This is a genomic window from Enterobacter cloacae complex sp. IR5428, from assembly GCF_049238585.1.
GTDB lineage: Bacteria > Pseudomonadota > Gammaproteobacteria > Enterobacterales > Enterobacteriaceae > Enterobacter > Enterobacter intestinihominis.
Window position 1 is genome coordinate 381,427 of sequence record NZ_JBMKHV010000001.1, and the last position, 26,209, is coordinate 407,635.

General features: G+C 54.0%; 26 protein-coding genes and 1 pseudogene. 15 read left to right on the forward strand and 12 right to left on the reverse strand.

The genetic code is table 11. From position 1 onward, the window contains the following. The first annotated feature begins 2 nt into the window (after nucleotides 1-2). Entirely contained in the window at nucleotides 3-2,984 is a 2,982-nt protein-coding gene (locus tag ACOTXC_RS01730) for a virulence factor SrfB (protein WP_421767349.1), read from the forward strand. Continuing rightward, nucleotides 2,981-5,155, forward strand: a complete 2,175-nt coding sequence (locus ACOTXC_RS01735) for a virulence factor SrfC family protein (protein WP_421767350.1) — start codon at nucleotides 2,981-2,983, stop codon at nucleotides 5,153-5,155. The genes ACOTXC_RS01730 and ACOTXC_RS01735 overlap by 4 nt, the downstream gene beginning before the upstream one ends. A gap of 33 nt (nucleotides 5,156-5,188) precedes the next feature. On the opposite strand, the gene ACOTXC_RS01740 is transcribed toward ACOTXC_RS01735, so the two are convergent. Together ACOTXC_RS01740 and ACOTXC_RS01745 are read right to left on the reverse strand one after the other, a co-directional pair. Continuing rightward, a complete protein-coding gene (locus ACOTXC_RS01740) occupies nucleotides 5,189-5,947 on the reverse strand; it encodes an alpha/beta fold hydrolase (protein ID WP_154051312.1) in 759 nt (252 codons plus the stop codon). 86 nt (nucleotides 5,948-6,033) lie between these two features. Next, complete coding sequence (locus tag ACOTXC_RS01745) at nucleotides 6,034-6,207, reverse strand: GhoT/OrtT family toxin (RefSeq protein WP_003856960.1); 174 nt, start codon at nucleotides 6,205-6,207, stop codon at nucleotides 6,034-6,036. Between the two features lie 243 nt (nucleotides 6,208-6,450). Here ACOTXC_RS01745 and ACOTXC_RS01750 point away from each other — a divergent pair, with 243 nt between their 5' ends. From ACOTXC_RS01750 to ACOTXC_RS01760, 3 genes are read left to right on the forward strand one after another with little or no spacing between them, the layout of a single operon-like run. Beyond that, nucleotides 6,451-6,777, forward strand: coding sequence for a DUF1971 domain-containing protein (locus ACOTXC_RS01750; protein ID WP_022648249.1), 327 nt, complete (start codon nucleotides 6,451-6,453; stop codon nucleotides 6,775-6,777). 27 nt (nucleotides 6,778-6,804) lie between these two features. Next, on the forward strand, nucleotides 6,805-7,158 hold the full coding sequence (locus tag ACOTXC_RS01755) for a DUF1971 domain-containing protein (protein ID WP_421767351.1): 354 nt from the start codon (nucleotides 6,805-6,807) through the stop codon (nucleotides 7,156-7,158). Nucleotides 7,159-7,161: 3 nt separating this feature from the next. Further along, nucleotides 7,162-7,344 carry a DUF1869 domain-containing protein gene (locus ACOTXC_RS01760; protein WP_003856955.1) on the forward strand — a complete coding sequence of 61 codons (183 nt, stop codon included), beginning with the start codon at nucleotides 7,162-7,164 and terminating at the stop codon, nucleotides 7,342-7,344. A 35-nt stretch (nucleotides 7,345-7,379) separates the two neighbouring features. On the opposite strand, the gene patD is transcribed toward ACOTXC_RS01760, so the two are convergent. From patD to ACOTXC_RS01775, 3 genes are all read right to left on the reverse strand, one after another. Further along, nucleotides 7,380-8,804 (reverse strand): aminobutyraldehyde dehydrogenase, encoded by a 1,425-nt coding sequence (patD, locus tag ACOTXC_RS01765; RefSeq protein WP_421767352.1) that lies wholly within the window; start codon nucleotides 8,802-8,804, stop codon nucleotides 7,380-7,382. Nucleotides 8,805-8,943: 139 nt separating this feature from the next. Beyond that, nucleotides 8,944-10,368 (reverse strand): PLP-dependent aminotransferase family protein, encoded by a 1,425-nt coding sequence (locus ACOTXC_RS01770; RefSeq protein WP_421767353.1) that lies wholly within the window; start codon nucleotides 10,366-10,368, stop codon nucleotides 8,944-8,946. A gap of 82 nt (nucleotides 10,369-10,450) precedes the next feature. Then, nucleotides 10,451-10,639, reverse strand: coding sequence for a hypothetical protein (locus ACOTXC_RS01775; RefSeq protein WP_017693360.1), 189 nt, complete (start codon nucleotides 10,637-10,639; stop codon nucleotides 10,451-10,453). 417 nt (nucleotides 10,640-11,056) lie between these two features. Here ACOTXC_RS01775 and ACOTXC_RS01780 point away from each other — a divergent pair, with 417 nt between their 5' ends. The 6 genes from ACOTXC_RS01780 (at nucleotide 11,057) to hslJ (ending at nucleotide 15,499) form a co-directional block, all read left to right on the forward strand. Next, nucleotides 11,057-11,539 (forward strand): Hcp family type VI secretion system effector, encoded by a 483-nt coding sequence (locus ACOTXC_RS01780; RefSeq protein WP_063147267.1) that lies wholly within the window; start codon nucleotides 11,057-11,059, stop codon nucleotides 11,537-11,539. Continuing rightward, the gene (locus ACOTXC_RS01785; protein ID WP_072053791.1) at nucleotides 11,536-12,015 is read left to right on the forward strand and encodes a DUF2778 domain-containing protein; all 480 of its coding nucleotides are present in this window, start codon (nucleotides 11,536-11,538) and stop codon (nucleotides 12,013-12,015) included. Before ACOTXC_RS01780 ends, ACOTXC_RS01785 begins: the two co-directional genes overlap by 4 nt. 383 nt (nucleotides 12,016-12,398) lie before the next feature. After that, nucleotides 12,399-13,793: a cytochrome ubiquinol oxidase subunit I gene (locus ACOTXC_RS01790; protein WP_415343057.1), complete on the forward strand. Its 1,395-nt coding sequence runs from the start codon at nucleotides 12,399-12,401 to the stop codon at nucleotides 13,791-13,793. Nucleotides 13,794-13,798: 5 nt separating this feature from the next. Next, complete coding sequence (gene cydB / locus ACOTXC_RS01795; RefSeq protein ID WP_421767354.1) at nucleotides 13,799-14,809, forward strand: cytochrome d ubiquinol oxidase subunit II; 1,011 nt, start codon at nucleotides 13,799-13,801, stop codon at nucleotides 14,807-14,809. Beyond that, nucleotides 14,809-14,937, forward strand: a complete 129-nt coding sequence (locus ACOTXC_RS01800) for a DUF2474 domain-containing protein (protein ID WP_017693358.1) — start codon at nucleotides 14,809-14,811, stop codon at nucleotides 14,935-14,937. Before cydB ends, ACOTXC_RS01800 begins: the two co-directional genes overlap by 1 nt. 124 nt (nucleotides 14,938-15,061) lie before the next feature. Beyond that, the gene (gene hslJ / locus ACOTXC_RS01805; RefSeq protein ID WP_023300211.1) at nucleotides 15,062-15,499 is read left to right on the forward strand and encodes a heat shock protein HslJ; all 438 of its coding nucleotides are present in this window, start codon (nucleotides 15,062-15,064) and stop codon (nucleotides 15,497-15,499) included. A 1-nt stretch (nucleotide 15,500) separates the two neighbouring features. On the opposite strand, the gene ACOTXC_RS01810 is transcribed toward hslJ, so the two are convergent. After that, nucleotides 15,501-15,767 (reverse strand): DUF333 domain-containing protein, encoded by a 267-nt coding sequence (locus ACOTXC_RS01810; protein ID WP_003856935.1) that lies wholly within the window; start codon nucleotides 15,765-15,767, stop codon nucleotides 15,501-15,503. Between the two features lie 271 nt (nucleotides 15,768-16,038). Between ACOTXC_RS01810 and nifJ the strand changes: the two genes are divergently transcribed. Together nifJ and ompC are read left to right on the forward strand one after the other, a co-directional pair. Further along, complete coding sequence (gene nifJ, locus ACOTXC_RS01815) at nucleotides 16,039-19,563, forward strand: pyruvate:ferredoxin (flavodoxin) oxidoreductase (RefSeq protein WP_421767355.1); 3,525 nt, start codon at nucleotides 16,039-16,041, stop codon at nucleotides 19,561-19,563. A gap of 387 nt (nucleotides 19,564-19,950) precedes the next feature. Then, entirely contained in the window at nucleotides 19,951-21,078 is a 1,128-nt protein-coding gene (gene ompC, locus ACOTXC_RS01820) for a porin OmpC (RefSeq protein WP_022648258.1), read from the forward strand. Nucleotides 21,079-21,111: 33 nt separating this feature from the next. Here the strand turns inward: ompC and ACOTXC_RS01825 are convergent, their stop codons facing one another. The 3 genes from ACOTXC_RS01825 to ACOTXC_RS01835 form a co-directional block, all read right to left on the reverse strand. Beyond that, complete coding sequence (locus ACOTXC_RS01825) at nucleotides 21,112-21,534, reverse strand: GFA family protein (RefSeq protein ID WP_023300213.1); 423 nt, start codon at nucleotides 21,532-21,534, stop codon at nucleotides 21,112-21,114. A gap of 3 nt (nucleotides 21,535-21,537) precedes the next feature. After that, nucleotides 21,538-21,735 carry a hypothetical protein gene (locus ACOTXC_RS01830; protein ID WP_022648260.1) on the reverse strand — a complete coding sequence of 66 codons (198 nt, stop codon included), beginning with the start codon at nucleotides 21,733-21,735 and terminating at the stop codon, nucleotides 21,538-21,540. Nucleotides 21,736-21,939: 204 nt separating this feature from the next. Then, nucleotides 21,940-22,071: a hypothetical protein gene (locus tag ACOTXC_RS01835; RefSeq protein WP_421767356.1), complete on the reverse strand. Its 132-nt coding sequence runs from the start codon at nucleotides 22,069-22,071 to the stop codon at nucleotides 21,940-21,942. Between the two features lie 81 nt (nucleotides 22,072-22,152). On the opposite strand from ACOTXC_RS01835, the pseudogene ACOTXC_RS01840 reads away from it, so the two are divergent. Together ACOTXC_RS01840 and ttcA are read left to right on the forward strand one after the other, a co-directional pair. Continuing rightward, nucleotides 22,153-22,338: pseudogene (locus ACOTXC_RS01840) on the forward strand (tyrosine-type recombinase/integrase); the annotation flags it as partial. A 48-nt stretch (nucleotides 22,339-22,386) separates the two neighbouring features. Beyond that, nucleotides 22,387-23,322 (forward strand): tRNA 2-thiocytidine(32) synthetase TtcA, encoded by a 936-nt coding sequence (gene ttcA, locus ACOTXC_RS01845; RefSeq protein ID WP_001186974.1) that lies wholly within the window; start codon nucleotides 22,387-22,389, stop codon nucleotides 23,320-23,322. Between the two features lie 43 nt (nucleotides 23,323-23,365). Here the strand turns inward: ttcA and dbpA are convergent, their stop codons facing one another. The 3 genes from dbpA to zntB form a co-directional block, all read right to left on the reverse strand. Continuing rightward, nucleotides 23,366-24,739, reverse strand: coding sequence for an ATP-dependent RNA helicase DbpA (dbpA, locus tag ACOTXC_RS01850; RefSeq protein ID WP_032624171.1), 1,374 nt, complete (start codon nucleotides 24,737-24,739; stop codon nucleotides 23,366-23,368). Between the two features lie 57 nt (nucleotides 24,740-24,796). Further along, a complete protein-coding gene (locus tag ACOTXC_RS01855; RefSeq protein WP_369702450.1) occupies nucleotides 24,797-24,943 on the reverse strand; it encodes a hypothetical protein in 147 nt (48 codons plus the stop codon). A 281-nt stretch (nucleotides 24,944-25,224) separates the two neighbouring features. Further along, complete coding sequence (gene zntB, locus ACOTXC_RS01860; RefSeq protein ID WP_045308186.1) at nucleotides 25,225-26,208, reverse strand: zinc transporter ZntB; 984 nt, start codon at nucleotides 26,206-26,208, stop codon at nucleotides 25,225-25,227. Nucleotide 26,209: the final 1 nt, after the last annotated feature.

Genomic DNA, 26,209 nt, shown 5'->3' on the forward strand with positions numbered 1-26,209 from the left:
CTATGCTGGTTAATCTTTGCGACTATAAACAGAGCGTGACGCTGATTGCTAACAGCGGCGTACAGTTTCTCGATTTTGGCCTGACTCCGCAGGACACCGCCAGCAACGGGCGTTTCGTGCGTAAAACGGCAAATGGCCCGCTGCTGCGCCTGGATTTTGACCTGGTCAACGGCCGGTACACGCTGCCTGCCCCCGATGGCGGGAAGCCGGAAGTGGTCAAGCCTGAAAGCACCATTCCACTGCATGACTCCCTGACCGTGCTGGACGGTGTCTGGCTGCCGCTCCCTTTCCTGCGCTTTAACCCGCCGCGGACGTTTGTTGATGGCCCGGATAACTGGGCGCGCGTCCAGGTACGGAAGCTGTCCACGCCCGACGCGGCTGGCAATACGCACCGGGTCACCGTCGCGCTCGACAGCCAGATTGCGGAGCATGCGACGTCTGCCCTGTCGCCGGTTGAAAACGACATTCTTAACGGCACGCGTTTCGCCCTCGCCTGGCGCGACAGTGAGGTTGAGAGTTTCCTCGACCAGACCTGGATTGACGGCTGGCTGCGTGAAGCCTTCACACAATATGCTGACGGTGTTGAAAAACGCGCCGAGCGCGAGCTGCATCAGGCCATGCGCAGCTTTGAATATCAGGCGCACTGGCTCAACCTGCTCTCCATGCTCGGTGAACAACTCACCGTGCCGGAAGTGAAGTTTGTCACCCATACCCTGAGCACCCCTGCTATTCCTGTCGATCTGATCCTTGACGTAGGCAACACCCACACCTGCGGCGTGATTATTGAAGATCATGGTGATGCCAACGACGGCCTGCGCCAGACGGCTGAACTCCAGGTGCGTTCCCTGAGTGAGCCGCAGTTTCTGAATGAGCCGCTGTTTACCAGCCGTCTTGAATTTTCCGAAGCGCGTTTTGGCAAGCAGCACTTCTCGGTGGAAAGCGGCCGGGAGGATGCGTTCGTCTGGCCATCCATTGTCCGCGTGGGTGATGAAGCGCGTAAGCTGGCGATGCAGCGTCTGGGCACGGATGGCAACAGCGGTATCTCCAGCCCGCGTCGCTATCTGTGGGACGAGACGCCGGTGGTGCAGGACTGGCGCTTTAGCCAGATGAACAGCAAAACTCAGCGCGAACCGCTGGCAACCGCGTTTCCGCTGATGAACCTGATGAACGACGACGGGGAACCGCTCTTTACGCTGCCGCAGGATGAGCGCCTGCCGGTCTTCTCTCCGCAGTACAGCCGCAGCACCCTGATGACGCACATGCTCTGCGAGCTGCTGGCTCAGGCGCTTGGCCAGATTAACAGCGTAGCCACCCGCTTGCGGCTCGGCTTCCCGGCCTCTCCCCGCCAGCTGCGGACGCTGATCCTCACCCTGCCTTCGGCGATGCCGAAACAGGAGCGCGAGATTTTCCGGCGCCGCATGTTCGAAGCCATCGCCATCGTCTGGAAAGCGATGGGCTGGCACCCGCAGGATGAAGATTTTGCCAGCCGTAAACAGCAGGAAAAAAGCGTGGTGCCGGTCCCTGAGATCCAGATGGAGTGGGACGAGGCCAGCTGCGGCCAACTGGTGTGGCTGTATAACGAAGCCATCTCCCACTTCGGTGGCCAGACCGAGGCCTTTTTCGCCTCCCTTGCCCGTCCGGATCGCGCGCCTGAGCCTGGCGTCCAGCCGGGGCGCGCTCTGCGCGTGGCCTCGATTGATATCGGCGGCGGCACAACGGATATGGCTATCACGCACTATCAGTTAGATGATGGTTCCGGAAATAACGTCAAAATCACCCCGCAGCTGCTGTTCCGCGAAGGGTTCAAGGTCGCTGGCGATGATACGCTGCTGGACGTGATCCAGCGCTACGTTCTGCCCGCCCTGCAAACCCAGCTTCAGAAATCCGGCATAGCCGATGCCTCCCAGCTGATGGCATCCCTGTTCGGTGACTCCGGGCGGATCGATACCCAGGCGGTCCTGCGCCAGCAGACGGCGCTTCAGCTCTTTATGCCGATCGGTCACGCGATCCTGGCGGCGTGGGAATCGAGCGATGTTGACGATCCGCTGGCCGGGCTGCATGCCACCTTTGGCGATCTGCTTGCGCAAAAACCGACGCGCAACGTGATGAATTATCTCCAGCAGGCGATCGACCATGCGTTGCCTGCCGGCTCAGAACACTTTGATCTGTTCAGCGTCCCGCTGCACGTCAGCTTCCGGGAGATGCGGGACGCCATGCTGGCGGGTCAGTTCACGCTTGCCGCCCCGCTTCATGCGGTATGTGAGGCGATCTCTCATTACAGCTGCGATATCCTGCTTATCACGGGACGGCCGGGCTGTCTGCCGGGCGTTCAGGCCTTGATTCGCCACCTGCAACCGGTGCCCGTCAACCGCATCGTCTGGCTGGATAAATACCAGGTTCATGAATGGTATCCGTTCAGCCAGCAGGGACAGATCGGCAACCCGAAATCCACCGCTGCGGTGGGAGCGATGCTCTGTAGCCTGGCGCTGGATCTTCGTCTGCCGCGCTTTAACTTTAAAGCAGCGGATATCGGCGCGTACTCTACGGTGCGCTATCTGGGCGTGCTGGATAACACCATCAATACCCTGCGGGACGAGAACGTCTGGTATCACGATATCGACCTCGATAAACCCGGCGCGAAACTGGACGCCCGTCTGCACTTCCCGCTGCGCGGCAACGTTACGCTCGGCTTCCGGCAGTTGGCCAATGCCCGCTGGCCCGCGACGCCGCTCTATACCCTGAGCATCAACTCAGCCGAGCTGGCGAAAGCCATTGCGGGCGACGGTGTACTGAACGTGCGCCTGAAGCTGCGTGGCGGCACTAAGCAGGAAGGCCCGGAATCTTTCGAGCTGAGTGATGCCTGGCTACAGGACGGCACGCCCGTGCCGCCGGATGCCCTGACATTTAAACTGAATACTCTGGCCGATCGCCGACACAGCGGCAGCCACTACTGGATCGACAGCGGGAGCGTATACCTCAAATGACTGCGACGACTGCCACCACTCAGGCCTTAATCGGGTGGATCAACGAGACGCGACAGCACGCCCCGATGCTGGATAACGAAGCCGACGCCCTGCTTGCCCGCCTTAACGCCGCGCGCGCGCGTGAAGAGGCCCTCGAACGTGCCCTTGCCTGCCAGGGCAGCATCGGCTTATACGGCCACTCGCAGGCCGCGAAAGCGCATCTGCTGGCCTCCCTGTGCGGCAGCGGCGACGAACGGCTGAACGTTACGCCGGGTCAACGCACGTTTGATTACTTCTCGCATATTAACCCCGGGCATGCGCCGACCAACATGGCCGTGCGTTTCACCAGAGCGACCAGCGAGGTCGCAGACGACGCGTTTCCCCTGCGCCTGAGCCTGGTAACGGAGGCCGAGCTGGTACAGCTGTTTATCGCCCGCACCACGTTGGATCCGCAGATCCGTGCGGTGGATAAATCGGTGATTGAAGCCCGGCTTGAGAAGTGGCGTACGCTGCGTCAGCCGCACAGCGTGCCGGGAATAACGGAGCAGGAAGTCGCGACCGTTGCCCGGTTCTGGCAAACCGTAGTACCCGGCGCTAAGCAGCATATTGATGATGCCCTGTGGCACCAGTTTGCCCTGCTGGTTCCGTCGCTTGATCTCAGCACCCGCGCCAGCGTCTGGTCTCTGCTGTGGGGTGAGCAGCAGGAGTTAACCCAGCAGTGGCTTAAACTCGCCCAGGTGCTGCATCAAACCAGCCATGCCAGCGCGCTTGCGGCGCCGTTGAGTCTGCTGGTGGACAGTTTTGGTCTGCCGTGTGAAGGTTTCCTTACTCACGGGGCCTTTACCGTGCCGGAAGCGCAGGAAACATTGCTTCATCCGGTAAATAACGGCGAGTTGCTTAATGCCATTAGCCTGCCCGTCGATGTGCTGGCCTGCCTGACCCGCGAAGTGGTGCTGCCCGTTGGAAACTGCGTTCTGGATAACGTAGATATTATTGATATTCCGGCCATTTCTGAGGAAAACACGCCGCTGATGACGCAGGCAAAATGCCTGTGGTTGCTGGAGCATTATCGTCAGCACATACAGCCGGATGTCCTGGTTATCTGCAATGCGACGGCCCACCACCAGCAGACGGCAAAAACGGCCAGGCTCCTGCAAAACTGGGTCAAAGAGACGCAGCCGGTGGAAGAGTCCGCGTTGCCGGGCCTGGTCTGGGCCATTACCCCTCACGATGCGCGGTTTACCACAAAGCAGAATCTGGACGAAGCGGTGCAACAGTTGCTGGGCCAGCCGGGTCTGCGCTGGGGTACGCTCCAGGCGCTCGATACCCACAGCATGCAGCGGGTAATTGAATGGCTGTCGCAGGCTACCCTTCCAGCACAGCGCCAGAAGCGTCTCCACGCGCTGAAAAGGCTGTTGCAACAGTCTCTGACCACGCTGATGCGCGCATACGTAGCCCCACTCACTCAGGAGCCAGGCGCAGGGCGGGCAGAGGCCGAAAAAATGGTCCGAACGCTGCAAGGCAGCGCCGCTCGTCATGGAGAACTGCTTGAGGGGCTTCTGCCGCCGTTAAACGCGTTTGAGACGCTGCTGACGGTTCACCAGCCCCGTGAGGAACAGGTCAACGGCCTGTTTAACGACGTTATCGATCTGTTTGCGGAAGAGACGCCGGAATATCCAGGCGCGTTGCAGACCAAAGACAAGGCGCGACTGGCCCATAACGTGTGGGTTAACCATCTTCGTCAGTGGAGTCGCAACGACGCGGCCGCCGCCCGTCTGGGCCTGGACCCAGAGGTATTGCATCAGATTGCGGATGTGCTGATCGTTACCAGCTACCGGCTGGATCTGCCGCTGCAACTGCAACGCATTGCAGAAACAGATAAAAGCAGTGCTGCGCAGCTGCATGCCGCGACAGGCAATTTCGTTAGCTGGCTTGGCTATGAACTGACGCCCGTTTCTGAACGGCCTGCAAGCCGGATCCGCAAAGGTCAGCCAATTTTTGTGGCGCCAGTTGTGAGCAACGCTTCACCCCGTCTTACCCGACTTGGCGAGCAGCCTGTTCATGCGGCGACAGCCTATGTTTATGACTGGCTGGTTGCGCTCTACACCCGCGCGATTGAGAATGTGGATTATCAGTGCCCGTATGACATTAAGCCTGATGCGCGGAAAGCCTTGTCTGCCTTGCTGTCTTAATCATTGCAGCCCGCAGCAATGCGGGCTACCCCTTCATGATCCGTTTATGAAGCCAGACAAAGCCTGAGCCAACGCTGACGGGTTTTCCCAGGACATTGAATGGCCCGCATCAGGGATAATTTTTACAGCAACGCCTTTTTGTTGCAGGCGATTAAAATCGTCATCAGGCAGGGACCACTCACCAAAAACTAACATGACCGGGCAGCTCAATGACAAAAACAGGTGTTCCCAGTCGGGTTTAACGCCCTTGACCAGGCTCGTTGCGCCGCGCCAGACGGCCCAGGGGGCATTGCTTTGAAGGCTTCCAGACCACGCCGTCGTTTCCGCCCGCAGCATGTCATCATAGCCCTGTTCCAGAAAATGTTGTTCCGTTTGGGCCGCAATTGCCCGGCTGAACAGCCCGCCACCCGCATGAAAATTGGGTTCAGACACTATCAGGCCTTTAACGCGTGACTTCAGCAGCGTTGCCGTTTCGATAGCGATACTCCCCCCCATGCTATGACCATAGAGCCAAAGACTATCCAGGCCGAGATGGTCTAACAGTTCAACCACCACCTGCGCCTGTTCACTTGTGCGATAACGGTAGTTGTCAGGTTTGTCACTGTAACCGCTACCGGGGAGATCGATCAGAATGGCTCTGCGCCCCCCGAAACGGGTATCACAGACAATACGAGGATATTCATACGACGATGCACAGCCCAACCCGTGGATAAACACAACCGGGTCACCGAAACCGGGAAGATCCTGCCAGCGCACCGTGCAGCCTGCTTGCTGTGAATAGAAACTGTTCATAAGCACTCCATGTATGACGGACTGTATATTTATACAGCCTCAATGTATGGAATGCTATGTCTGGATGCCGATTCTTGAAGCGTGCTTCAGAAAAGAGATATTAACAGGGCAACAGGAAAGCTCATCGGCCAGGTAGATCCCACCAGGAATGCGCTCAACAGGCGAATACGTTTACGATCTTTAGACAGGAACCAGGTAATTAATGCGCAGATGGAGGCCATGATTGCGTAGAAAACCAACATCTTTTGATACAACGTCATTCTGTTTACCTGAGCCGAAAAATAACCGCACGCAATATGCGTCATATGTTGACACAGATCAAGTTTTTTCGTTACACAATAACCACTTAATTATTAATGATAATAACAACTGAGTACCTTGTGTAACAACGCCGGGTAAAGCAAAACGGTTATTATTGATAAGATGCATATAGAATGCACTTTTTGGTAAATCCATCCCTGCAGAAAGCAGTCTAATAAAAGCAGGCTTTTAAGGGAGGAAACATGCTACGCATTCCGCAGAGTTGCATTCACACCCGTTCCACGCCTTTCTGGAACAAAGAAACGGCCCCCGCCGGCATTTTTAAACGTCACCTTGATACGGGCACGCAGCCGGGCGTTTACCCTCGCCTGTCGGTGATGCGCGGCGCGGTGCGTTATCTGGGCTATGCTGATGAATTTACACCTGAGCCTGACAGCGAGCTCGTCATTGAAGCGGGTCGTTTTGGCGTTTTCCCGCCAGAGAGATGGCACCACATTGAGGTGATGACCGACGATACCTTGTTCAATATTGAATTCTTTGTTGAACCTGAGGTGCTTAAGTCCCTTTAAGCGTCCGACAACATGAAGGAAACTATTATGTTACGTATTCCTGAAAACTTTGTTCATACCCGCTCGACACCGTTCTGGAATAAAGAGAGCGCCCCAAAAGCGCTTTTTACCCATCACAACACCAAAGCCGGCGTGTACGGTCGGTTGTCCGTCATGAAGGGTGCGGTGCGTTACTTTGGCTTTGCCGATGGCGATGCCACCGAACCCGATCTGGAAGTGATCATTGAGGCCGGTTCTTTTGGCATCTCGCCACCGCAAAAATGGCACCGCATTGAGCTACTGACCGACGACACGTATTTTAATATCGACTTTTTCGCGGATCCTGCCGTCACGCTCAGCGGTGCGGGTATCGGTAGAGTGGTCAACACGCATAAGGAGTAAATAATGGGTAAGGCTACCTATACCGTGACCGTCACCAACAACAGCAACGGCGTGTCGGTGGATTATGAAACAGAAGCGCCAATGGAGCTGTTGATTCCGGACGTCGCGGCAGATGTCGTGAAGGATCTGGTGAATACCGTTCGCGCCTACGATACGGAAAATGAACACGAGGTATGTGGCTGGTAAGCTGATTCGCCCGGCACTGCGCCGGGCATGAGGGTTTAGTGTTTAAACATCACATGTCGGACTACCGTGTAATCCTCAAGTCCGTAGACCGACATATCTTTGCCGTAACCGGATAACTTCATTCCGCCGTGCGGCATTTCGCTCACCAGCATAAAATGGGTATTGACCCAGGTGCAGCCATACTGCAACCGTGCGCTGAGTCGATGGGCGCGTCCGACGTCTTTTGTCCAGACGGACGAGGCCAGGCCGTATTGCGAATCGTTAGCCCAGCTCAGCACCTGCGCTTCATCCTCAAATTCCGTCACGCTGACCACCGGGCCAAACACTTCTCGCTGGACGATCGCATCTTCCTGCTTCGCCCCGGCCAGCAGCGTTGGCTGGAAGTAATATCCTGCCCCCTCTCTTTTACTGCCACCGGTGACGACGCGGATATGTCCAAGGGCTTTGGCTTCATCCACGGCAGCGCAAACGCGGGAAAGATGCGCAGCGGAGCTGAGCGGGCCCAGCTCCGTTGATGTATCGTCCGGCGCGCCCATTTTCAGGCTGGTAACAGCTGCGCCCAGCTTTTCGACCAGCGCGGAGTAAATCCCCTTCTGGGCATAGATACGACAGGCTGCGGTACAATCCTGACCAGCATTGTAGAAACCAAACGTACGCACGCCTTCAACCACGGCATCCAAATCTGCATCGTCAAAGACAATGACCGGGGCTTTTCCGCCCAATTCCATATGGGTACGTTTAACTGAAGATGCGGTATGCCCGATAATATGTTCTCCGGTAGCAATAGAGCCGGTGAGAGAAACCATACGGACTTTTTCGTGACCGGTCAGCGGATCTCCTACGGTTTTGCCGCGACCAAACAGCACGTTGAGCACGCCTGGCGGGAAGATATCTTTCGCCAGTTCCGCCAGCTTCAGCGCCGTCAACGGGGTGATTTCAGACGGCTTGATGACGACACAGTTTCCCGCCGCCAGCGCGGGCGCCAGCTTCCACGCCGCCATCATCAGAGGATAGTTCCAGGGCGCGATAGAGGCGACAACGCCAACCGGGTCGCGGCGAATCATTGAGGTATGTCCTTCGAGGTATTCTCCGGCAGCCAGCCCATTCAGGCAGCGGGCGGCCCCGGCAAAGAAGCGAAACACATCGACCACGGCCGGGATCTCATCTCCCTGGACACAGTGCAGCGGTTTCCCGCAATTTAGCGACTCCAGTTGTGCGAACGCGTCAGCGTTGGCTTCTATCACATCAGCCAGTTTCAACAAACTTTCGGCGCGCGTTTTGGGCGTCGTTTGCCCCCACTCAGTGAACGCGCGATCGGCAGCCTGGACGGCAGCGTCCACCTGTGCTGCCGACGCTTCAGCAATCTCCAGCAATACTTCACCCGTGGCAGGATTATAAACCGCCTGCTTCTCACCCTCGCCGGCCACCAGTTCACCATTAATCAGCAATTGATTTTGCATAGCATCGTCCTGTTGAAATCTACATTGTTTTCGCTGTCAGCACACGTTCTGGCGGGCAGAAACGTGACAACGTCACGTCACCAATCCGCACTCCCTTACTAAAGGTAGACCGCGCGTCATGTCGCTTCAGGAATTTTCATCAAGGTGTGACTGGGTGCAGCATCATTTCGCGGATTACCCCCGCCAGCTGGACGACCGCCTGCTCCTCCCGCTCTCCCCATCCCCATGAGGTATTGAAACGGAAAAACGGTGTCCAGATATTGGACGTGGAAAACATCTTGCCGGGCGCAATGCTGATTTGATGAGCTAATGCCTTTTCACTCAACCGCCCCGCATCCAGCTGTTCAGGCAGTTCCAGCCATAAAAAGTAGCCGCTGTCGTTATGATGGATTTTGACGCCGGCAGGCATATGGCGCAAAAGCGATTGCCAGGCCTGCTGTTTGCGTTCAGCAAGCGTGCGCCGCAGGCGACGAAGGTGGGCGTCGTAACGTTTGGTCGCCAGGTAATCCACCAGCGCCAGCTGCATGGGAGAACTGGTGGATAACGTACTCATCAGCTGCAACTGCTGAATACGGCGCGCATGTTTTCCCGCCGCCACCCAGCCAATACGAAAACCAGCCACCAGACACTTGGAGAATGAGGAGCAGTGCAACGTCATATCCTGCTTATCCCAGGCCTTTGCCGGAAGCGGCTTTTCGCGGCCAAAGTAGAGTTCGCTGTAAACATCGTCTTCAATCAGCGTGACGTTATGCCGGGTTAATAAGGCCACCAGCTGAGCTTTCTTCTCTGCAATCAGCGTGAAGCCGAGCGGGTTCTGACTGTTGGTCATCAGCCAGCAGGCTTTCACCGGATAATCATTTAACGCCTGCTCAAGGGCACTGAGATCGATGCCCTCACGCACGTCAGTAGCAACCGACAGCGCTTTCAGTTTCAGACGTTCAAGTGCCTGGAGTGCGCCATAAAAACAGGGGTTTTCAACGATAACCCAGTCACCTGGTTCAGTGACAGCCTGCAAACTAAGGTTGAGTGCTTCGAGCGCGCCCGCGGTGATCACAATTTCATCCGGGGAGATATTCATCCCCTGCTGAGCGTAGCGACGGGCAATGGCATGACGTAAGTCGACGTTACCCGGCGGCAGGTTTTCAATCACGCTCATGGCCGTGGCCGTTTTACTGACATTAGCCAGCGAGCGGTTGAGTTGCTGAAGCGGGAATAGGCGCGGATCGGGAAATGCCGAGGCAAAAGGGACAACGGAGGGATCGCGGCTGGCCTGTAGCACGTCGAAGATATAGGTGTTGATGTCAACTACTTCATCGCGCATCACCTGCGCGGGCGGTACTGGCTGGTGTGTGGTCGGACGGGCGGCAACGTAATAGCCTGACTGCGGTCTGGCAACAATGCGCCCCTGACTTTCCAGCATCTGATACGCGTGGCCCACGGTCATGAAACTCATGCCGCTGCTTGCCACCTGCTCTCGCAGAGAAGGCAGCTTATCGCCCGGCAACCATACGCCAAGCTCAATCTGCGAGATAATTTGTTGCGCCAGACGCTGGTATTTTTTCATCAGATTCTCCTTATTGCTGACAGTGTATATCAGCAGGAGAAAAAGAGAAGAATTTGCTAACTGTTATGGGAAACGCGGCAGATTACTTGCGATACTCAGTAATGTGATTCTGAGCAGAACGCGCTGCGGCCAGGTGGTCGAGCGTGATCATCGACGATTTGCAGAAAATGCATTTTGCGCCGAACGGATTTTTGTCAGACACATCAAAAGCTGAGGTGCGGTACTGCGAGCCATGACAGCATGGGCAGCGGAAATGGATATAAGAAGTCATAGGATTCTCCTGTAAACGTAAAAACGTAAATTACTCATGAGCCGATCAGGCAAAAGTTGGTTCGATACAAAACTAATCGGAATGTAGATAAAGACCCAAGAGAGGCTGCGGAGAGGCACAACGTGATGAGAACTGCTTTATAAAACTACGTCAGATATTTATTTGGATTCAAAACCAGAAATCCATTAACGCATGTTGCTGGCGACAAAGCAAGCTGTTTAATGCGTAAAAATCATAAAAAGAAATTTTTTATTCAAGATTGTCTACAGCTTCATTGATTATTCAAGAAACCGATTTCGAAGCACCAACACATAACACATTGAAATATAATTGTTTTATATGGCATTTTATGCCTACCTGGTTGGTTCAACAGAGGTATTAACTTTTCAGATTCACTCAGAAAAAAGGAACTATAGGATGGCAATTCCAGCATACCTCTGGCTAAAAGATGACGGTGGCGCGAATATTAAGGGCTCTGTCGACGTTGTAAATCGTGAGGGAAGTATCGAAATTTTGAGTTTTGGGCACGGCCTGTATCTCCCTACCGACAACATGACCGGTAAGATCACAGGTACCCGTATTCATAGCCCACTTAATTTTGAAAAAGAGTTCGACAGCTCAAGCCCCTATTTGTACAAAGCAGTAGCAAAAGGACAAACCTTAAAAAGCGCTGAGTTTAAGTGGTATCATATCAATAATGCAGGCCAGGAGGTCGAATACTTCAACATGCTACTGGAGAACGTGAAAGTTGTCTCTATCTGCCCACTCATGCATGATATAAAAAATCCCGCGACTGAAAAACATAACCATCTCGAAAGTATCGCACTTCGCTACGAAAAGATTACCTGGAAGCATTGCGACGGGAATATTCTCTTCTCTGATGAATGGAAAGACAGATGATTCGATGTACTTTTCATTTAAACGGGGGACAACTTTCAACGCTGAGCTGTCCTGGCCTGGGTTTTTTCCCCGCATATTCAGGAAACTCAGGTCACAACAGAAACAATCCTGATGCCGTTTCAACGCCTGAGGTAGGGCCATTACCACCCGGACTCTATTATATCGTTACACGTCCTCGAGGTGGGTTAGCTACCCACTGGCATGATGTTATCAAAGAGTTTGAAAGCGGATCGAACCGTGATTTTTGGTTTGCTCTTTATCGTCATGATAATCACATTGACGATACAACCTTTATCAACAGAGTTGAGCGAGGATCTTTTCGTCTACACCCTGCGGGACAGTCCGGTATTAGTAATGGATGCATCACATTACCAAACCATGCTCACTTCAGAATATTAATGCATGGACTACTGGCGTCCGGCACAATAAAAGTCGCTGCTGGATTAAATGCACTTGGCACCATACAGGTATATTGATGAATGCAAGAAAACATGCCCTTACGTGGGTGGTCGAAACATTGATGCTTTTCATTATTTATTCGCTGGTATGCTACATCATGCCGGATGTTTTACTTTATCACCTCTACACCAGACATTTTGGATTTGTAACTGAACTTGAATGGAGTGAAAGCTACACATTATTACTTTTTATTTTTTCCTTTCTGCTTAACGCCGTATTGATCTACCTTTGGGCGTTACGAAAGTGAGCGTTAACATGGGCGGTAATATTACCGCCCGATACAAGTTTCACATAGACCGTCAAGAAAACTGTTATAGATAAATAACATCGGTCTGTCTCTGCAACCCAGACCTGGCAAAGCTTAGAATGGCATCGAATTTTTTGCACTGCGGAGTTTTGCATGTTTGGTTTAGATGCGTTTCATCTTGCGCGAATACAGTTCGCCTTTACCGTATCCTTTCATATTATTTTTCCGGCGATAACCATTGGCCTGGCGAGCTATCTCGCCGTGCTGGAAGGGCTGTGGCTGAAAACAAAAAATCCCGTCTGGCGCTCGCTGTACCATTTCTGGTCGAAGATCTTCGCCGTCAACTTTGGGATGGGCGTGGTCTCCGGCCTGGTGATGGCTTATCAGTTTGGCACCAACTGGAGTGGGTTTTCCCAGTTCGCGGGCAGTATTACCGGCCCCCTGCTGACCTATGAAGTGCTTACCGCATTCTTCCTTGAGGCGGGGTTCCTCGGGGTAATGTTGTTTGGCTGGAATAAGGTCGGGCCGGGGCTGCACTTCTTTTCGACCTGCATGGTCGCCCTGGGGACCCTCATGTCTACGTTCTGGATCCTCTCGTCAAACAGCTGGATGCAGACACCGCAAGGGTATGAAATCATCAACGGTCAGGTCGTTCCGGTGGACTGGTTTGCCGTGGTGTTTAACCCCTCCTTCCCTTACCGCCTGCTGCACATGTCGATAGCGGCATTTCTCAGCAGCGCGCTGTTTGTCGGTGCTTCCGCGGCCTGGCATTTGCTGCGCGGGAACAATACGCCCGCTATTCGCACCATGTTTTCCATGGCGTTGTGGATGACGTTGATCGTGGCCCCAGTCCAGGCGCTGGTGGGGGATATGCACGGGCTTAACACCTTAAAACACCAGCCAGCGAAAATAGCCGCCATAGAAGGCCACTGGGAGAATCCGCCGGGTGAGCCTACCCCGCTGCTGCTATTTGGCTGGCCGGATATGGAGCAGGAACGGACCCGTTTTGGCCTGGAAATTCCCGCTCTCGGCAGCCTGATCCTGACCCACAGTCTCGATAAACAGGTTCCGGCATTGAAGGAGTTCCCAAAAGAAGATCGCCCGAACGCCACCATTGTCTTCTGGTCTTTCCGCATCATGGCCGGCCTGGGGATGTTGATGCTGCTCCTGGGCGTGACGGCAATCTGGCTGCGTTACAAACAGCGCCTTTATACCTCACGTTCCTTCCTGTGGTTTGCCCTGCTGATGGGACCGTCCGGGCTGATCGCGATCCTCGCCGGATGGGTAACAACGGAGGTCGGCCGCCAGCCGTGGGTCGTCTATGGACTACAGCGTACGAAGGATGCGGTTTCCGCGCATGGCGATCTGCACATGAGCATCAGTTTGCTGGCCTTCTTCGTGGTTTATACCGCGGTATTCGGCGTGGGTTACAGCTATATGGTGCGTCTGATTAAAAAAGGGCCGCAGCCCCATGAATCCTTCGCGACTGAATCCGATGGCCGCCCTGCTCGTCCGCTTTCTGCCGTCACCACTGAATTTAAGGAGTAACCGTAATGGGTATCGATCTTTCCATTATCTGGTTCGTGATTATCGTTTTCGCCACGTTGATGTATATCGTGATGGACGGTTTTGATCTGGGGATAGGCATCCTGTTTCCGGCAACGCCGAATGCGGACGACCGCGACGTGATGGTCAACAGCGTGGCTCCCGTCTGGGATGGCAACGAAACCTGGCTGGTGCTTGGCGGTGCGGCCCTGTTTGGCGCCTTTCCTCTCGCCTATGCGGTTATCATCGACGCGCTAACCATTCCACTGACAATAATGCTGATCGGGCTTATATTTCGTGGCGTCGCCTTCGAATTTCGCTTCAAAGCGACTCCGGCGCACCGCCCGTTCTGGGATAAGGCCTTTATTGGTGGATCAATTGTGGCGACCTTTAGCCAGGGCATCACCGTCGGCGCGGTCATCCAGGGGTTCAGTGTCACCGGTCGCGCTTACAGCGGTGGTCCGTTTGACTGGTTTACCGCGTTCAATTTTTTCTGCGGTGCGGGTCTTGTAGTGGCTTACGCGCTGCTAGGATCAACGTGGCTGGTAATGAAAAGCGAAAATGCCCTGCAAAAGCGGATGCGTCAGGTATCGAAAGTGCTTTTGCTCCTGCTTCTGGTATTCATTGCGGTAATCAGTATATGGACCCCTCTCGCCCAAGCAGCCATTGCTGCGCGCTGGTTTACGCTGCCAAATCTGTTTTATCTGCTGCCCGTTCCTGCGCTGGTTGCGATCCTGAGTCTGTGCCAGTGGCGCTGCCTGAACGATCCTGCGAGCCATACACTGCCGTTTATCATGACGTTAGGGCTGGTTTTTCTTGGCTTTAGCGGGCTTGGGATCAGCATCTGGCCGCATATCATCCCGCCGGACATTACCCTCTGGCAAGCCGCTGCGCCAGCCCAAAGCCAGGGCTTCATGCTGGTGGGCGCACTGTTGATCATTCCTGTGATTCTGGTCTACACCTTCTGGAGTTATTACGTTTTTCGCGGAAAAGTACAGCATGGGGAGGGTTATCACTGATGCAACAACCTGTATGGAAACGTTTGATGTGGCTTGCCATCATCTGGGGCGGCAGCGTCCTGGCACTGGCCTGCGTAAGTATGCTCTTTAAAATGCTGATGGCCGCAGCCGGATTTAAATCGCACTAATTCATTCACCGGGTGCGTTGCCGCCCGGTCCTTATCTCGCACTTTCAGATAAACCCCATTAACACCCTGGAGGGTATGGTTACACTGAAAAAATATTTACAGCATTGATAGTTTGAGAAGAAAAATGAAAAAGCTCGCGGCAGTAAGTTTAATCAGCCTCGCACTGGCGGGATGCGTTAATCCCGGTAAAGCCTCCGTTCAGACCGATCAGTTAGAGAATCACCGTTTCGTGCTGGAAAACGTTGATGGAAAAGCGGTTAAGGGCCTGAAAACGCAGCCTGAAATTCGGTTCAGCGCGCAGCCTAGTATCAGCCTGATTAACAACATTGCCGTCTCCGGCACAATGTGCAACGGCTTCAACGGCCAGGGAAAATTGTCCGAAGGAGAGTTGACGGTCAAAACGCTGGCAATGACGCGGAAACTCTGCACCGAGCCGCAGCTTAATGAACTGGATCAAACCCTCGCCGATATGCTACGCACAGGCGCTCAGGTAGACCTGACCGAAGACCAGTTAACGCTGGCGACAGCCAATAAGTCTTTAATGTTTAAGCGAGTTGAATAACTCAGTAACTCCCGCACGATCCTACGGCAAGCGACTGCTCACTACAGCGTTTGCCGTTTGGCAACGCGCACATGCCGATAGCGGAGCCGTCGAGCTGACGGGCAACGGAGAGTGACCCTCCGATCATTGCGCAGTTGGCCTGGCCTGAACTGGACATAGCCGCTCGCATACCTGGCGTAACGTGTGCCGCTGTCGCCTGCTGTACAGGTTCATTGCTGCATGCCGACAACAGTAACGCGGCACATCCGACCCAAAATGCAGAACGCATACCTTCCTCCCCATAGTTAAAGCGAAACCTATGCATAATAGGCATCACGCGCCGCATCGTCGAGAGTGGATGTGCGTATTTATGCGCTCTGGTAACAATTTCTCGCAATTTTTTATCGCGAATAGCCATCCAGTCATTGATACAGCGCATCCCAAGGACACAAAAGCGAAAATCGTAAAACCTGAGCTTTGCTAAAATACACAGATAATATTCAGGGTCTGTCGTCGTTTTACAGGCCCTTCATTTTTGCGCAATGTAAGGGTGTTGTCCTATGCAAACTATTGACGGCAATGGTGCAGTCGCGTCTGTTGCGTTTCGCACCAGCGAAGTTATCGCCATCTACCCCATCACCCCAAGCTCCACGATGGCTGAACAGGCTGACGCCTGGGCTGGTAATGGGGTAAAAAACGTCTGGGGCGATGTCCCGCGGGTTGTTGAGATGCAGTCCGAAGCCGGCGCCATTGCCACCGTGCATGGTGCGTTGCAGACCGGTGCCCTGTCGACCTCGTTCACCTCGTCTCAGGGGCTGCTGTTGATGATCCCCACGCTTTACAAGCTGGCAGGACAATTAACGCCGTTTGTCCTGCACGTCGCCGCACGTACTGTAGCCACACACGCGCTCTCTATTTTTGGCGACCACTCAGACGTGATGGCCGTGCGTCAGACCGGCTGCGCTATGCTCTGCGCCAGCAGCGTGCAGGAAGCACAGGACTTCGCGCTGATTTCGCATATCGCCACGCTGAAAAGTCGAGTGCCATTTATTCATTTCTTCGATGGTTTTCGCACCTCTCACGAGATCAATAAAATCGTTCCGCTGCCGGATGACACCATACTGAACCTGCTGCCGCAGGCTGACATTGATGCCCATCGCGCTCGGGCCCTCAATCCGGAACATCCGGTGATCCGGGGTACCTCTGCCAACCCGGATACCTATTTCCAGTCCCGCGAGGCGACAAACCCGTGGTACAACGCGGTATATGAGCACGTCGAACAGGCGATGGACGATTTTGCCGCTGCGACGGGTCGCGTATATAAGCCATTTGAATATTACGGTCATCCGCAGGCCGAGCGCGTGATCGTCCTGATGGGCTCCGCCATCGGCACCTGTGAAGAGGTGGTCGATGAGCTTCTTACGCGTGGTGAAAAAGTTGGCGTACTAAAAGTTCGCCTCTACCGTCCATTCTCTGCGAAACATCTGCTCGCTGCCCTGCCGGAAAGCGCGCGTGCCGTGGCGGTACTTGACCGCACCAAAGAGCCTGGCGCGCAGGCTGAACCCCTTTACCTTGATGTTATGACCGCTCTGGCTGAGGCGTTTAATCACGGTGAACGCGAAACGCTGCCGCGCGTCATTGGCGGGCGTTATGGTTTGTCTTCCAAAGAGTTCGGGCCGGAGTGCGTCCTGGCCGTATTTGCTGAACTGCGCGAGGCAAAACCGAAGCCGCGCTTTACGGTCGGCATTTATGATGACGTGACTAACCTTTCTCTCCCTTTGCCGGAAAACACCCTGCCCTCGAATGCGAAACTGGAAGCGCTGTTCTACGGTCTGGGCAGCGACGGCAGCGTCTCGGCGACCAAGAACAACATCAAAATTATCGGTAACTCCACGCCGTGGTATGCGCAAGGGTATTTCGTTTACGATTCCAAAAAAGCGGGCGGGTTGACCGTCTCGCACCTGCGCGTCAGCGAACATCCAATCCGCTCGGCATACCTGATTTCTCAGGCGGATTTTGTTGGCTGTCATCAGCTCCAGTTTATCGATAAATACCAGATGGCCGAGCGCCTGAAGCCCGGCGGTATTTTCCTGATCAACACCCCGTATAGCGCCGATGAGGTCTGGGCACGACTGCCCCAGGAAGTCCAGGCGGTGCTAAACCAGAAACAGGCGCGCCTGTATGTCATTAACGCCGCGAAGATCGCCCGCGAGTGCGGCCTGGCCGCGCGTATCAATACGGTTATGCAGATGGCGTTCTTCCACCTGACCAATATTCTGCCGGGCGACAGCGCGCTGATGGAGCTCCAGGGGGCGATAGCCAAAAGCTACAGCAGCAAAGGTCAGGAGCTGGTTGAGCGCAACTGGCAGGCGCTGGCGCTGGCCCGCGAGTCGCTGTTCGAGGTGCCGTTGCAGCCGGTCAATACCAGCAGCCCGAACCGGCCGCCAGTGGTGTCTGACGCTGCCCCGGATTTCGTCAAAACCGTTACGGCGGCGATGCTTGCCGGGTTGGGCGACACTCTTCCCGTCTCTGCGCTTCCGCCTGATGGCACCTGGCCGATGGGCACGACCCGCTGGGAAAAACGCAACATTGCCGAAGCGATCCCTATCTGGAAAGAAGAGCTGTGCACCCAGTGCAACCACTGCGTGGCGGCCTGCCCGCACTCGGCCATTCGCGCCAAAGTGGTGTCGCCAGAAGCGATGGCGGACGCACCGGAAAGTCTGCACTCGCTGGATGTAAAATCCCGTGATATGCGTGGCCAGAAATATGTTCTTCAGGTGGCACCAGAGGACTGTACCGGCTGTAACCTGTGCGTCGAGGTGTGCCCGGCGAAAGATCGTCAGGATCCCTCAATCAAAGCCATTAATATGCTGTCGCGTCTGGAACATGTTGAAGAAGAGAAAGTGAATTATGACTTCTTCCTCGACCTGCCCGAAATCGATCGCAACAAGCTGGAACGTATTGACATTCGTACCTCGCAGCTCATCACCCCCCTCTTCGAGTACTCCGGGGCGTGTTCCGGATGCGGTGAAACGCCGTACATCAAACTGCTTACCCAGCTTTACGGCGACCGGATGCTGATTGCCAACGCGACGGGCTGCTCGTCAATCTATGGGGGGAACTTGCCGTCCACGCCTTATACCACCGACGCGTATGGCCGCGGCCCGGCTTGGGCAAACTCGCTATTTGAGGATAACGCGGAATTTGGTCTGGGATTCCGCCTGACGGTCGATCAGCACCGCGCCCGCGTAATGCGTCTGCTGGAACAGTTTGCCGATAAAATCCCGGCAGAGCTGAATGACGCCCTGCATGCGGAGGCCACGCCTGACGTTCGTCGCGCACAGGTTGCTGAACTGCGCCACGCGCTTCAGGGTGTTGAAGGGGCTGAACAACTGCTGACCGATGCTGACGCGCTGGTTGAAAAATCTATCTGGCTGATCGGTGGCGACGGATGGGCCTACGATATTGGTTTCGGTGGTCTTGATCACGTCCTGAGCCTCACCGAAAACGTTAACATTCTGGTGCTTGATACTCAGTGTTATTCCAACACCGGCGGACAGGCCTCGAAAGCAACGCCACTGGGTGCGGTCACGAAATTTGGTGAGCATGGCAAACGTAAGGCGCGTAAAGATTTGGGCGTCAGCATGATGATGTATGGACACGTCTACGTCGCGCAGATTTCGCTGGGCGCGCAGCTTAACCAGACGGTGAAAGCCATACAGGAAGCGGAAGCGTATCCTGGCCCGTCGCTGATCATCGCCTACAGCCCGTGTGAGGAGCATGGCTACGATCTGGCGCTTAGCCACGACCAGATGCGTCAGCTTACCGCAACCGGCTTCTGGCCGCTGTACCGCTTTGACCCGCGCCGTGCCGATGAAGGAAAATTACCGCTGGCGCTGGATTCCCGTCCGCCTTCAGACGCCCTTGCCGAAACCTTACTTCAGGAGCAGCGTTTCCGCAGGCTGAACGCTCAACAACCAGAAGTAGCAGAGCAGCTATGGAGGGACGCGGCAGCGGATCTTCAGAAGCGTTATGACTTCCTTGCACAGCTGGCGGGGAAAGCGGAAAAATCAACCAGCGAATAACCGTTATGCCCGGCTTGTCCGGGCATTTTTTTGCCATAAAAAAGCCCGATGCACGTGCACCGGGCTAATCCAGAAGTTCGGTGAAAATTGCCTCAACGTTCTGAACAATATTCACGTGAATTATGGATGAAAAAATCTTAAAGGCATATAACGCCATGGAGAATACCTTCTTTACCACTTAATTAATAATTTTTATTTTGTATCGATTATAACGATTAATTCACGGCATCAATTGTTATTTCAAACGCATCATTTGCTTTAGATTTTACTCAACCCGTAACAATTATATTTTATTCATCAGCCCTCTGTGTGATTTAGCATGGGACAGCTTTCCAGCCCGGAAAGTTCACTAAGCAATAAAAAAATAACTGCAAAGGAATAATCAAAATGCAAAGAAAAGTACTGGCACTGATGATCCCCGCTTTGTTAATGGCTGGAGCCGCTCACGCAGCTGAAATTTATAATAAAGACGGCAATAAACTGGATCTGTATGGCAAAGTAGATGGTCTGCATTATTTCTCTGACGATGCGTCAAAAGATGGCGACCAAACCTATATGCGTCTGGGTTTCAAAGGTGAAACCCAAATCAACGACATGATGACCGGTTACGCGCAGTGGGAATACAACATTCAGGCTAACAACACCGAAGGCTCTGACAATCAGTCCTGGACGCGTCTGGCCTTCGCGGGTGTGAAAGTAGGCGACTACGGATCCTTCGATTACGGCCGTAACTATGGCGTCCTGTACGACGTAGAAGGCTGGACCGATATGCTGCCAGAATTTGGTGGCGACTCTTATACTTATGCCGATAACTTTATGACCGGTCGTGCAAACGGCGTGGCGACCTACCGTAACACCGACTTCTTTGGTCTGGTGCAGGGTCTGAACTTCGCGGTGCAGTATCAGGGTAATAATGAAGGTAATAACTGCGATGAGAATTTCTGCTCTACCAATGAAGGGACCAACAACGGTCGTGATACACGTCATGAAAATGGTGACGGTTACGGTATCTCCGCAACCTATGATTTCGGCATGGGCTTCAGCGCAGGCGCGGCATATGCTTCATCTGACCGTACTAACGATCAGGTAAATTACACTACTGCGGGCGGTGATACTGCGGATGCATGGACCGCAGGCCTCAAATACGATGCCAACAACATTTACCTGGCTGCAATGTATTCCGAAACCCGTAATATGACGCCGTACGGCGACAATGCAGATGCGGTTGCAAATAAAACCCAGAACTTTGAAGTGACCGCACAATATCAGTTCGATTTCGGTCTGCGCCCGGCTGTTTCCTATTTACAGTCCAAAGGTAAAGATCTGGGCAATGGACAGGACGATAAAGACCTGGTGAAATACGCTGACGTCGGTGCTACCTACTATTTCAACAAAAACATGTCCACCTATGTTGATTATAAAATCAACCTGCTGGATGAAGATGATTCATTCTACAAAAACAATGGCATCGGTACGGATGACATCGTAGCGTTAGGTCTGGTTTACCAGTTCTAATCCCGTTAGCCCGCAGCGATCTGCGGGCTAATTTTATCTCTGTTTCGCCTGTTCTTTGCGAAAAGAGAGATAGCCAATTACCCCGCTGTCGCCATCCATAGGGTGATTTATCCCATCCATTACCGCCACTTCCGGGAAGTCGAATGGCGTAACATTTTCCAGACAGGCGACATTCACACCATATTCATTGGGATTGGAACGTCGTTGATGGAACGTGTAAATACCGCAAACCGAGCAGAAGAAATGGCGCGCCGTGCCGGTGTTGAAACGGTACTCTGTGAGCGTGTCCGCGCCCTGCGTCACCTTAATACCCGTCAACGGCGCGGAAACCACTACTGCCCCGCGCATCCTGCAAAACGAGCAGCTACATCGCCGTGCGGTATTCAGGCCGTCCGTCAGCTCAACAGTAAATTTCACCGCCCCACAATGACACTGTGCATGACGAATTTCAGCCATCGCTTATACCCCTTTTCTCACTAACTCAGCCGCTTTTAAAAAGACCTCATCTTCGACACCATCCCCCTTCTGCCTGCCGAGCCTCACCAGCTCATCGACAATACTTTCACGGTTGATGATCTTCTGCGCTGAAACCAGCCCGATAACGGCGGCACCAATCGCCAGCCCAACTAATCCTGTCTGTTCGTCTTTATTTTTCATAGAAGCGCTCCCTTGTTCCCCTCAAAAGCGTAGCAGGAGAACTGTAAAACGTGCTGGAACGCGGGGAAGAGGTCGGTGCTTTATCTCACCTTCTCGTCCGGCAAAACAGGGGGTTCTGAGCGGGTATCGGAATATCGTGAATAGCGTTGCGCATAGCGAGGCCGTAATGGGTGTTAAAACCGCCTTCGTAAAGGCGGCTGGTCATTACTCTGGATCTTTATCGCCTGATTCAGGCGCTGAGCCAGGATCATCTTTCGGTTTTCTTCCATCCTTTCCCGGGTTATCCGGGCTGGGATTATAATCAGGATGGTCACCATTAACGGGACGGTCAGACATTTTCACCTCCGTTTTTACTGCGTAAGCTGTAAGTGTAGACAACCCGTTAGTCTTAACCAAACTTCTTTGAGGGGCTCATTTGTAAATCGTGCTGGCATTCGGCGCTGCAATCCGTACCATACACGACACACTTTCGCATGCTGGTTTTTACCGGTAGCCGCAAACCCGTCTTTTATCGCTAACCAGATGGGGCACGTAAATGCGCAGATGGTGTATGAAATCTATGCTACATGGATAGAAGAGATGAACACGAAGCTGACGCTTTGAAATCGTTTTCTCACCCTGTGCCCCATTTGAGATCTGAGTAACGAATAGATGCAACAAAATCAAGAGATTAACAAGAAAGAACAGTACAACCTGAATAAACTGCAAAAGCGACTGCGCCGTAACGTGGGCGAAGCCATTGCAGACTTCAACATGATTGAAGAAGGCGATCGCATCATGGTCTGCCTGTCGGGCGGTAAAGACAGCTACACCATGCTGGAGATCCTGCGCAATCTACAGCAAAGCGCACCGGTGAACTTTTCCCTGGTCGCGGTTAACCTCGATCAGAAACAGCCAGGATTCCCGGAGCATATCCTGCCGGAGTACCTTGAGAACCTGGGCGTTGAGTACAAAATCGTAGAAGAGAATACCTACGGCATTGTTAAAGAGAAGATCCCGGAGGGCAAAACGACCTGCTCGCTTTGCTCACGTTTGCGTCGCGGCATTCTGTACCGCACCGCAACCGAACTGGGCGCCACTAAGATTGCGCTTGGTCATCACCGGGACGACATTCTTCAAACACTGTTTCTGAATATGTTTTACGGCGGCAAAATGAAGGGAATGCCACCGAAGCTGATGAGTGACGACGGCAAACACATCGTGATCCGCCCACTCGCCTACTGTCGCGAGAAAGACATTGAGCGTTTCTCTCAGGCCAAAGCCTTCCCTATCATTCCGTGCAATCTGTGCGGTTCACAGCCGAACCTGCAACGTCAGGTCATTGGCGACATGCTGCGTGACTGGGATAAACGCTATCCGGGTCGCATTGAAACCATGTTCAGCGCCATGCAGAACGTGGTGCCTTCGCACCTCGCCGATGTTGAACTGTTCGATTTCAAAGGGATTAACCACGGTTCAGAGGTGGTGAACGGCGGGGATCTGGCGTTTGACCGCGAAGAGATCCCGATGCAGCCTGCTGGCTGGCAGCCAGAGGAAGAGGATGCGCAATTCGATGAACTGCGCCTGAACGTGGTGGAAGTGAAATAACCTGACTGCGTCTCAGACAGTGCTTCTGAGACGCTTTTTTCCCTTACTTCAGCAGCCGAACGCGGCAGGTTTTCCCTTTAATCTTCCCGCCCTGCAACTGTTTCCAGGCCTTATGCGCAACCGACTGGCGAACCGCTACATAGACATGTGCAGGATGGACCGTGATCTTGCCAATATCTGCCCCGTCGAGACCGATATCCCCTGTTAACGCCCCCAGAACGTCACCGGGTCGCATTTTGGCTTTTTTTCCGCCGTCGATGCACAGGGTGGCCATTTCCGCCGCCAGCGGAGCGATGCTGATATTACCTGGGGCATTCACCCAGTTGAGTTTCAGTTGCAGCATTTCCGCAAGAATGTTGGCACGCTGCGCCTCTTCAGGCGCGCAGAAGCTGATCGCGAGACCGCTGTTACCCGCACGCGCGGTACGCCCGATGCGGTGGACATGCACTTCCGGATCCCATGCCAGTTCGAAATTCACCACCAGTTCAAGCGATTTAATATCCAGGCCACGAGCCGCCACATCCGTTGCAACCAGCACGCGAGCGCTGCCGTTAGCGAAACGCACCAGCGTCTGATCGCGATCGCGCTGCTCCAGATCGCCATGCAGCGATAATGCGCTCTGTCCGGCATCATTCAGGGCATCGCACACCGCCTGACAATCTTTTTTGGTATTACAGAACACCACGCAGGACGCTGGCTGGTGTTGGCTAAGCAATTTTTGCAGCAGTGGAATTTTGCCCTGCTGCGACGTCTCGAAGAACTGCTGCTCAATCGCTGGTAACGCATCGACAGTATCGATTTCAATGGTCAGCGGGTTCTTCTGCACGCGCCCGCTGATCGCCGCAATCGCCTCTGGCCAGGTGGCAGAAAAAAGCAGCGTCTGACGTGTGGCGGGCGCAAAGCGGATCACGTCGTCAATCGCATCGCTGAATCCCATATCCAACATGCGGTCAGCTTCATCCATCACCAGCGTTTGCAGTGCATCGAGTGAAACGGTGCCTTTTTGCAGGTGATCGAGCAGACGGCCCGGCGTTGCCACAATGATATGCGGCGCGTGTTGAAGGGAATCGCGCTGCGCACCGAACGGTTGCCCGCCGCAGAGCGTTAAAATTTTAGTGTTAGGCAAAAAACGCGCCAGACGACGCAGCTCACCCGCGACCTGGTCGGCCAGCTCGCGCGTCGGGCAGAGTATCAGGGACTGGGTCTGAAACAGGGTTGCATCAATATGCTGCAACAGGCCGAGTCCAAATGCAGCCGTTTTTCCACTACCGGTTTTCGCCTGCACGCGCACATCCCGGCCTTCAAGGATAGCCGGCAGCGCGGCGGCCTGGACAGGGGTCATAGTGAGGTAACCCAACTCATTCAGGTTTGTCAGTTGGGCTTCAGGCAGAACGTTCAGCGTGGAAAAAGCGGTCACAATATACTCTCATGGTAATGATTGCAGTCAGATGGCGCGTATCCTCGCAGATCTCCGCTAACGATGCGACAATTTAATCGGTTCTTCGTCCGGTGGCGGATCCGGCATCGGCTGCGGACGCGGGATGGGATCGGGAATTGGGGTCGGATCGGTGGGCACCGGATCGGACTGCCATGTGTTCAGGCGTTGCAGGGCAAGTAGCATACTCATCTTTTCCTCCAGATTAGGGTGCTTACCCCTAAAGGGTAGACGCAGATAAACAGGAGGCAAAAAAAAGCCGACTATGAAGTCGGCGTCGTACGAATCAATTGTGCTATGCAGTAATTCAAAAAAAGGAAGTAAGACAATATGGAGCGCAACGCCCATCGCTTGACGTTGCATTCACCTGCGGGAGTCATATTGCACCTAACATGGTCTAAGTTTATTGACTTCGCTCAATTAAAATGTCGTTTTGAAGCAGTCGCTGCATTAGAAAATGCGTAAATTTACAGCCATTTACTACGATGCAACCACCATGCAACACCCCCAATCAAAACCACTAACATGATGCAAAACGTGGTGAAGCCATAGTGATATTCACCGCCGGGGATCCCCCCAAGATTGACGCCAAACAACCCGGTTAAGAACGTACTCGGTAAAAAGACCATCGCCATCAGCGACATGGTATAGGTTCTCCTGGCTAATGACTCCTGCATTACCTGTGCTATCTCATCCGCCATGACCGCCGTTCTGGCGATACACGAATCAATTTCGTCCAGACCACGTCCCAGCCGGTCAGCAATATCCTGCATTCTGCGACGCTGATCGTCATTCATCCAGCTCATGCGTTCGCTGGCCAGTCTCGCATAGACGTCGCGCTGCGGGGTCATATAGCGGCGCATAACAATAAGCTGTTTTCGCAACAACGCCAGAAAACCACGTGGGGGAATTTGCTGATCGAGCAGGTTGTCTTCCAGATCGATGATTTTATCGTGGAGTTCCTCAATAAACTCGCTGGCATGATCGGTCAGCGCATCACATACATCCACCAGCCAGCTTCCGCAATCCGTAGGCCCCGTGCCCTCTTTCAGATCGTTAATGACGTCATCCAGCGCCAGCACTTTTCGCTGACGGGTGGAAACAATCAATCGTTCATTCATATAGACACGCATTGCCACCAGCTGATCCGGACGCTCATCCGTACTGCCGTTTATGCAACGCAGTGTTATTAACGTCCCCTCACCCATCCGGCTGACGCGAGGTCTGAGACTTTCTCCCGCCAGCGCATCCCGAACGTTGTTGGGCAATAGCGGCGTGGACGCGAGCCACTCGGCGCTGTCCGGGTGCGTGTAGTTGAGGTGCAGCCAGCATGGGTGTTCGTTGTCGATGTGATCCTGATCTTCAAGCGGCCTTGCGCCCCCGCGCCCATCAAGTACCCATGCAAAAACCGCGTCAGGTACGTTAACTTCAGACCCTTTAATGCTCTCCACA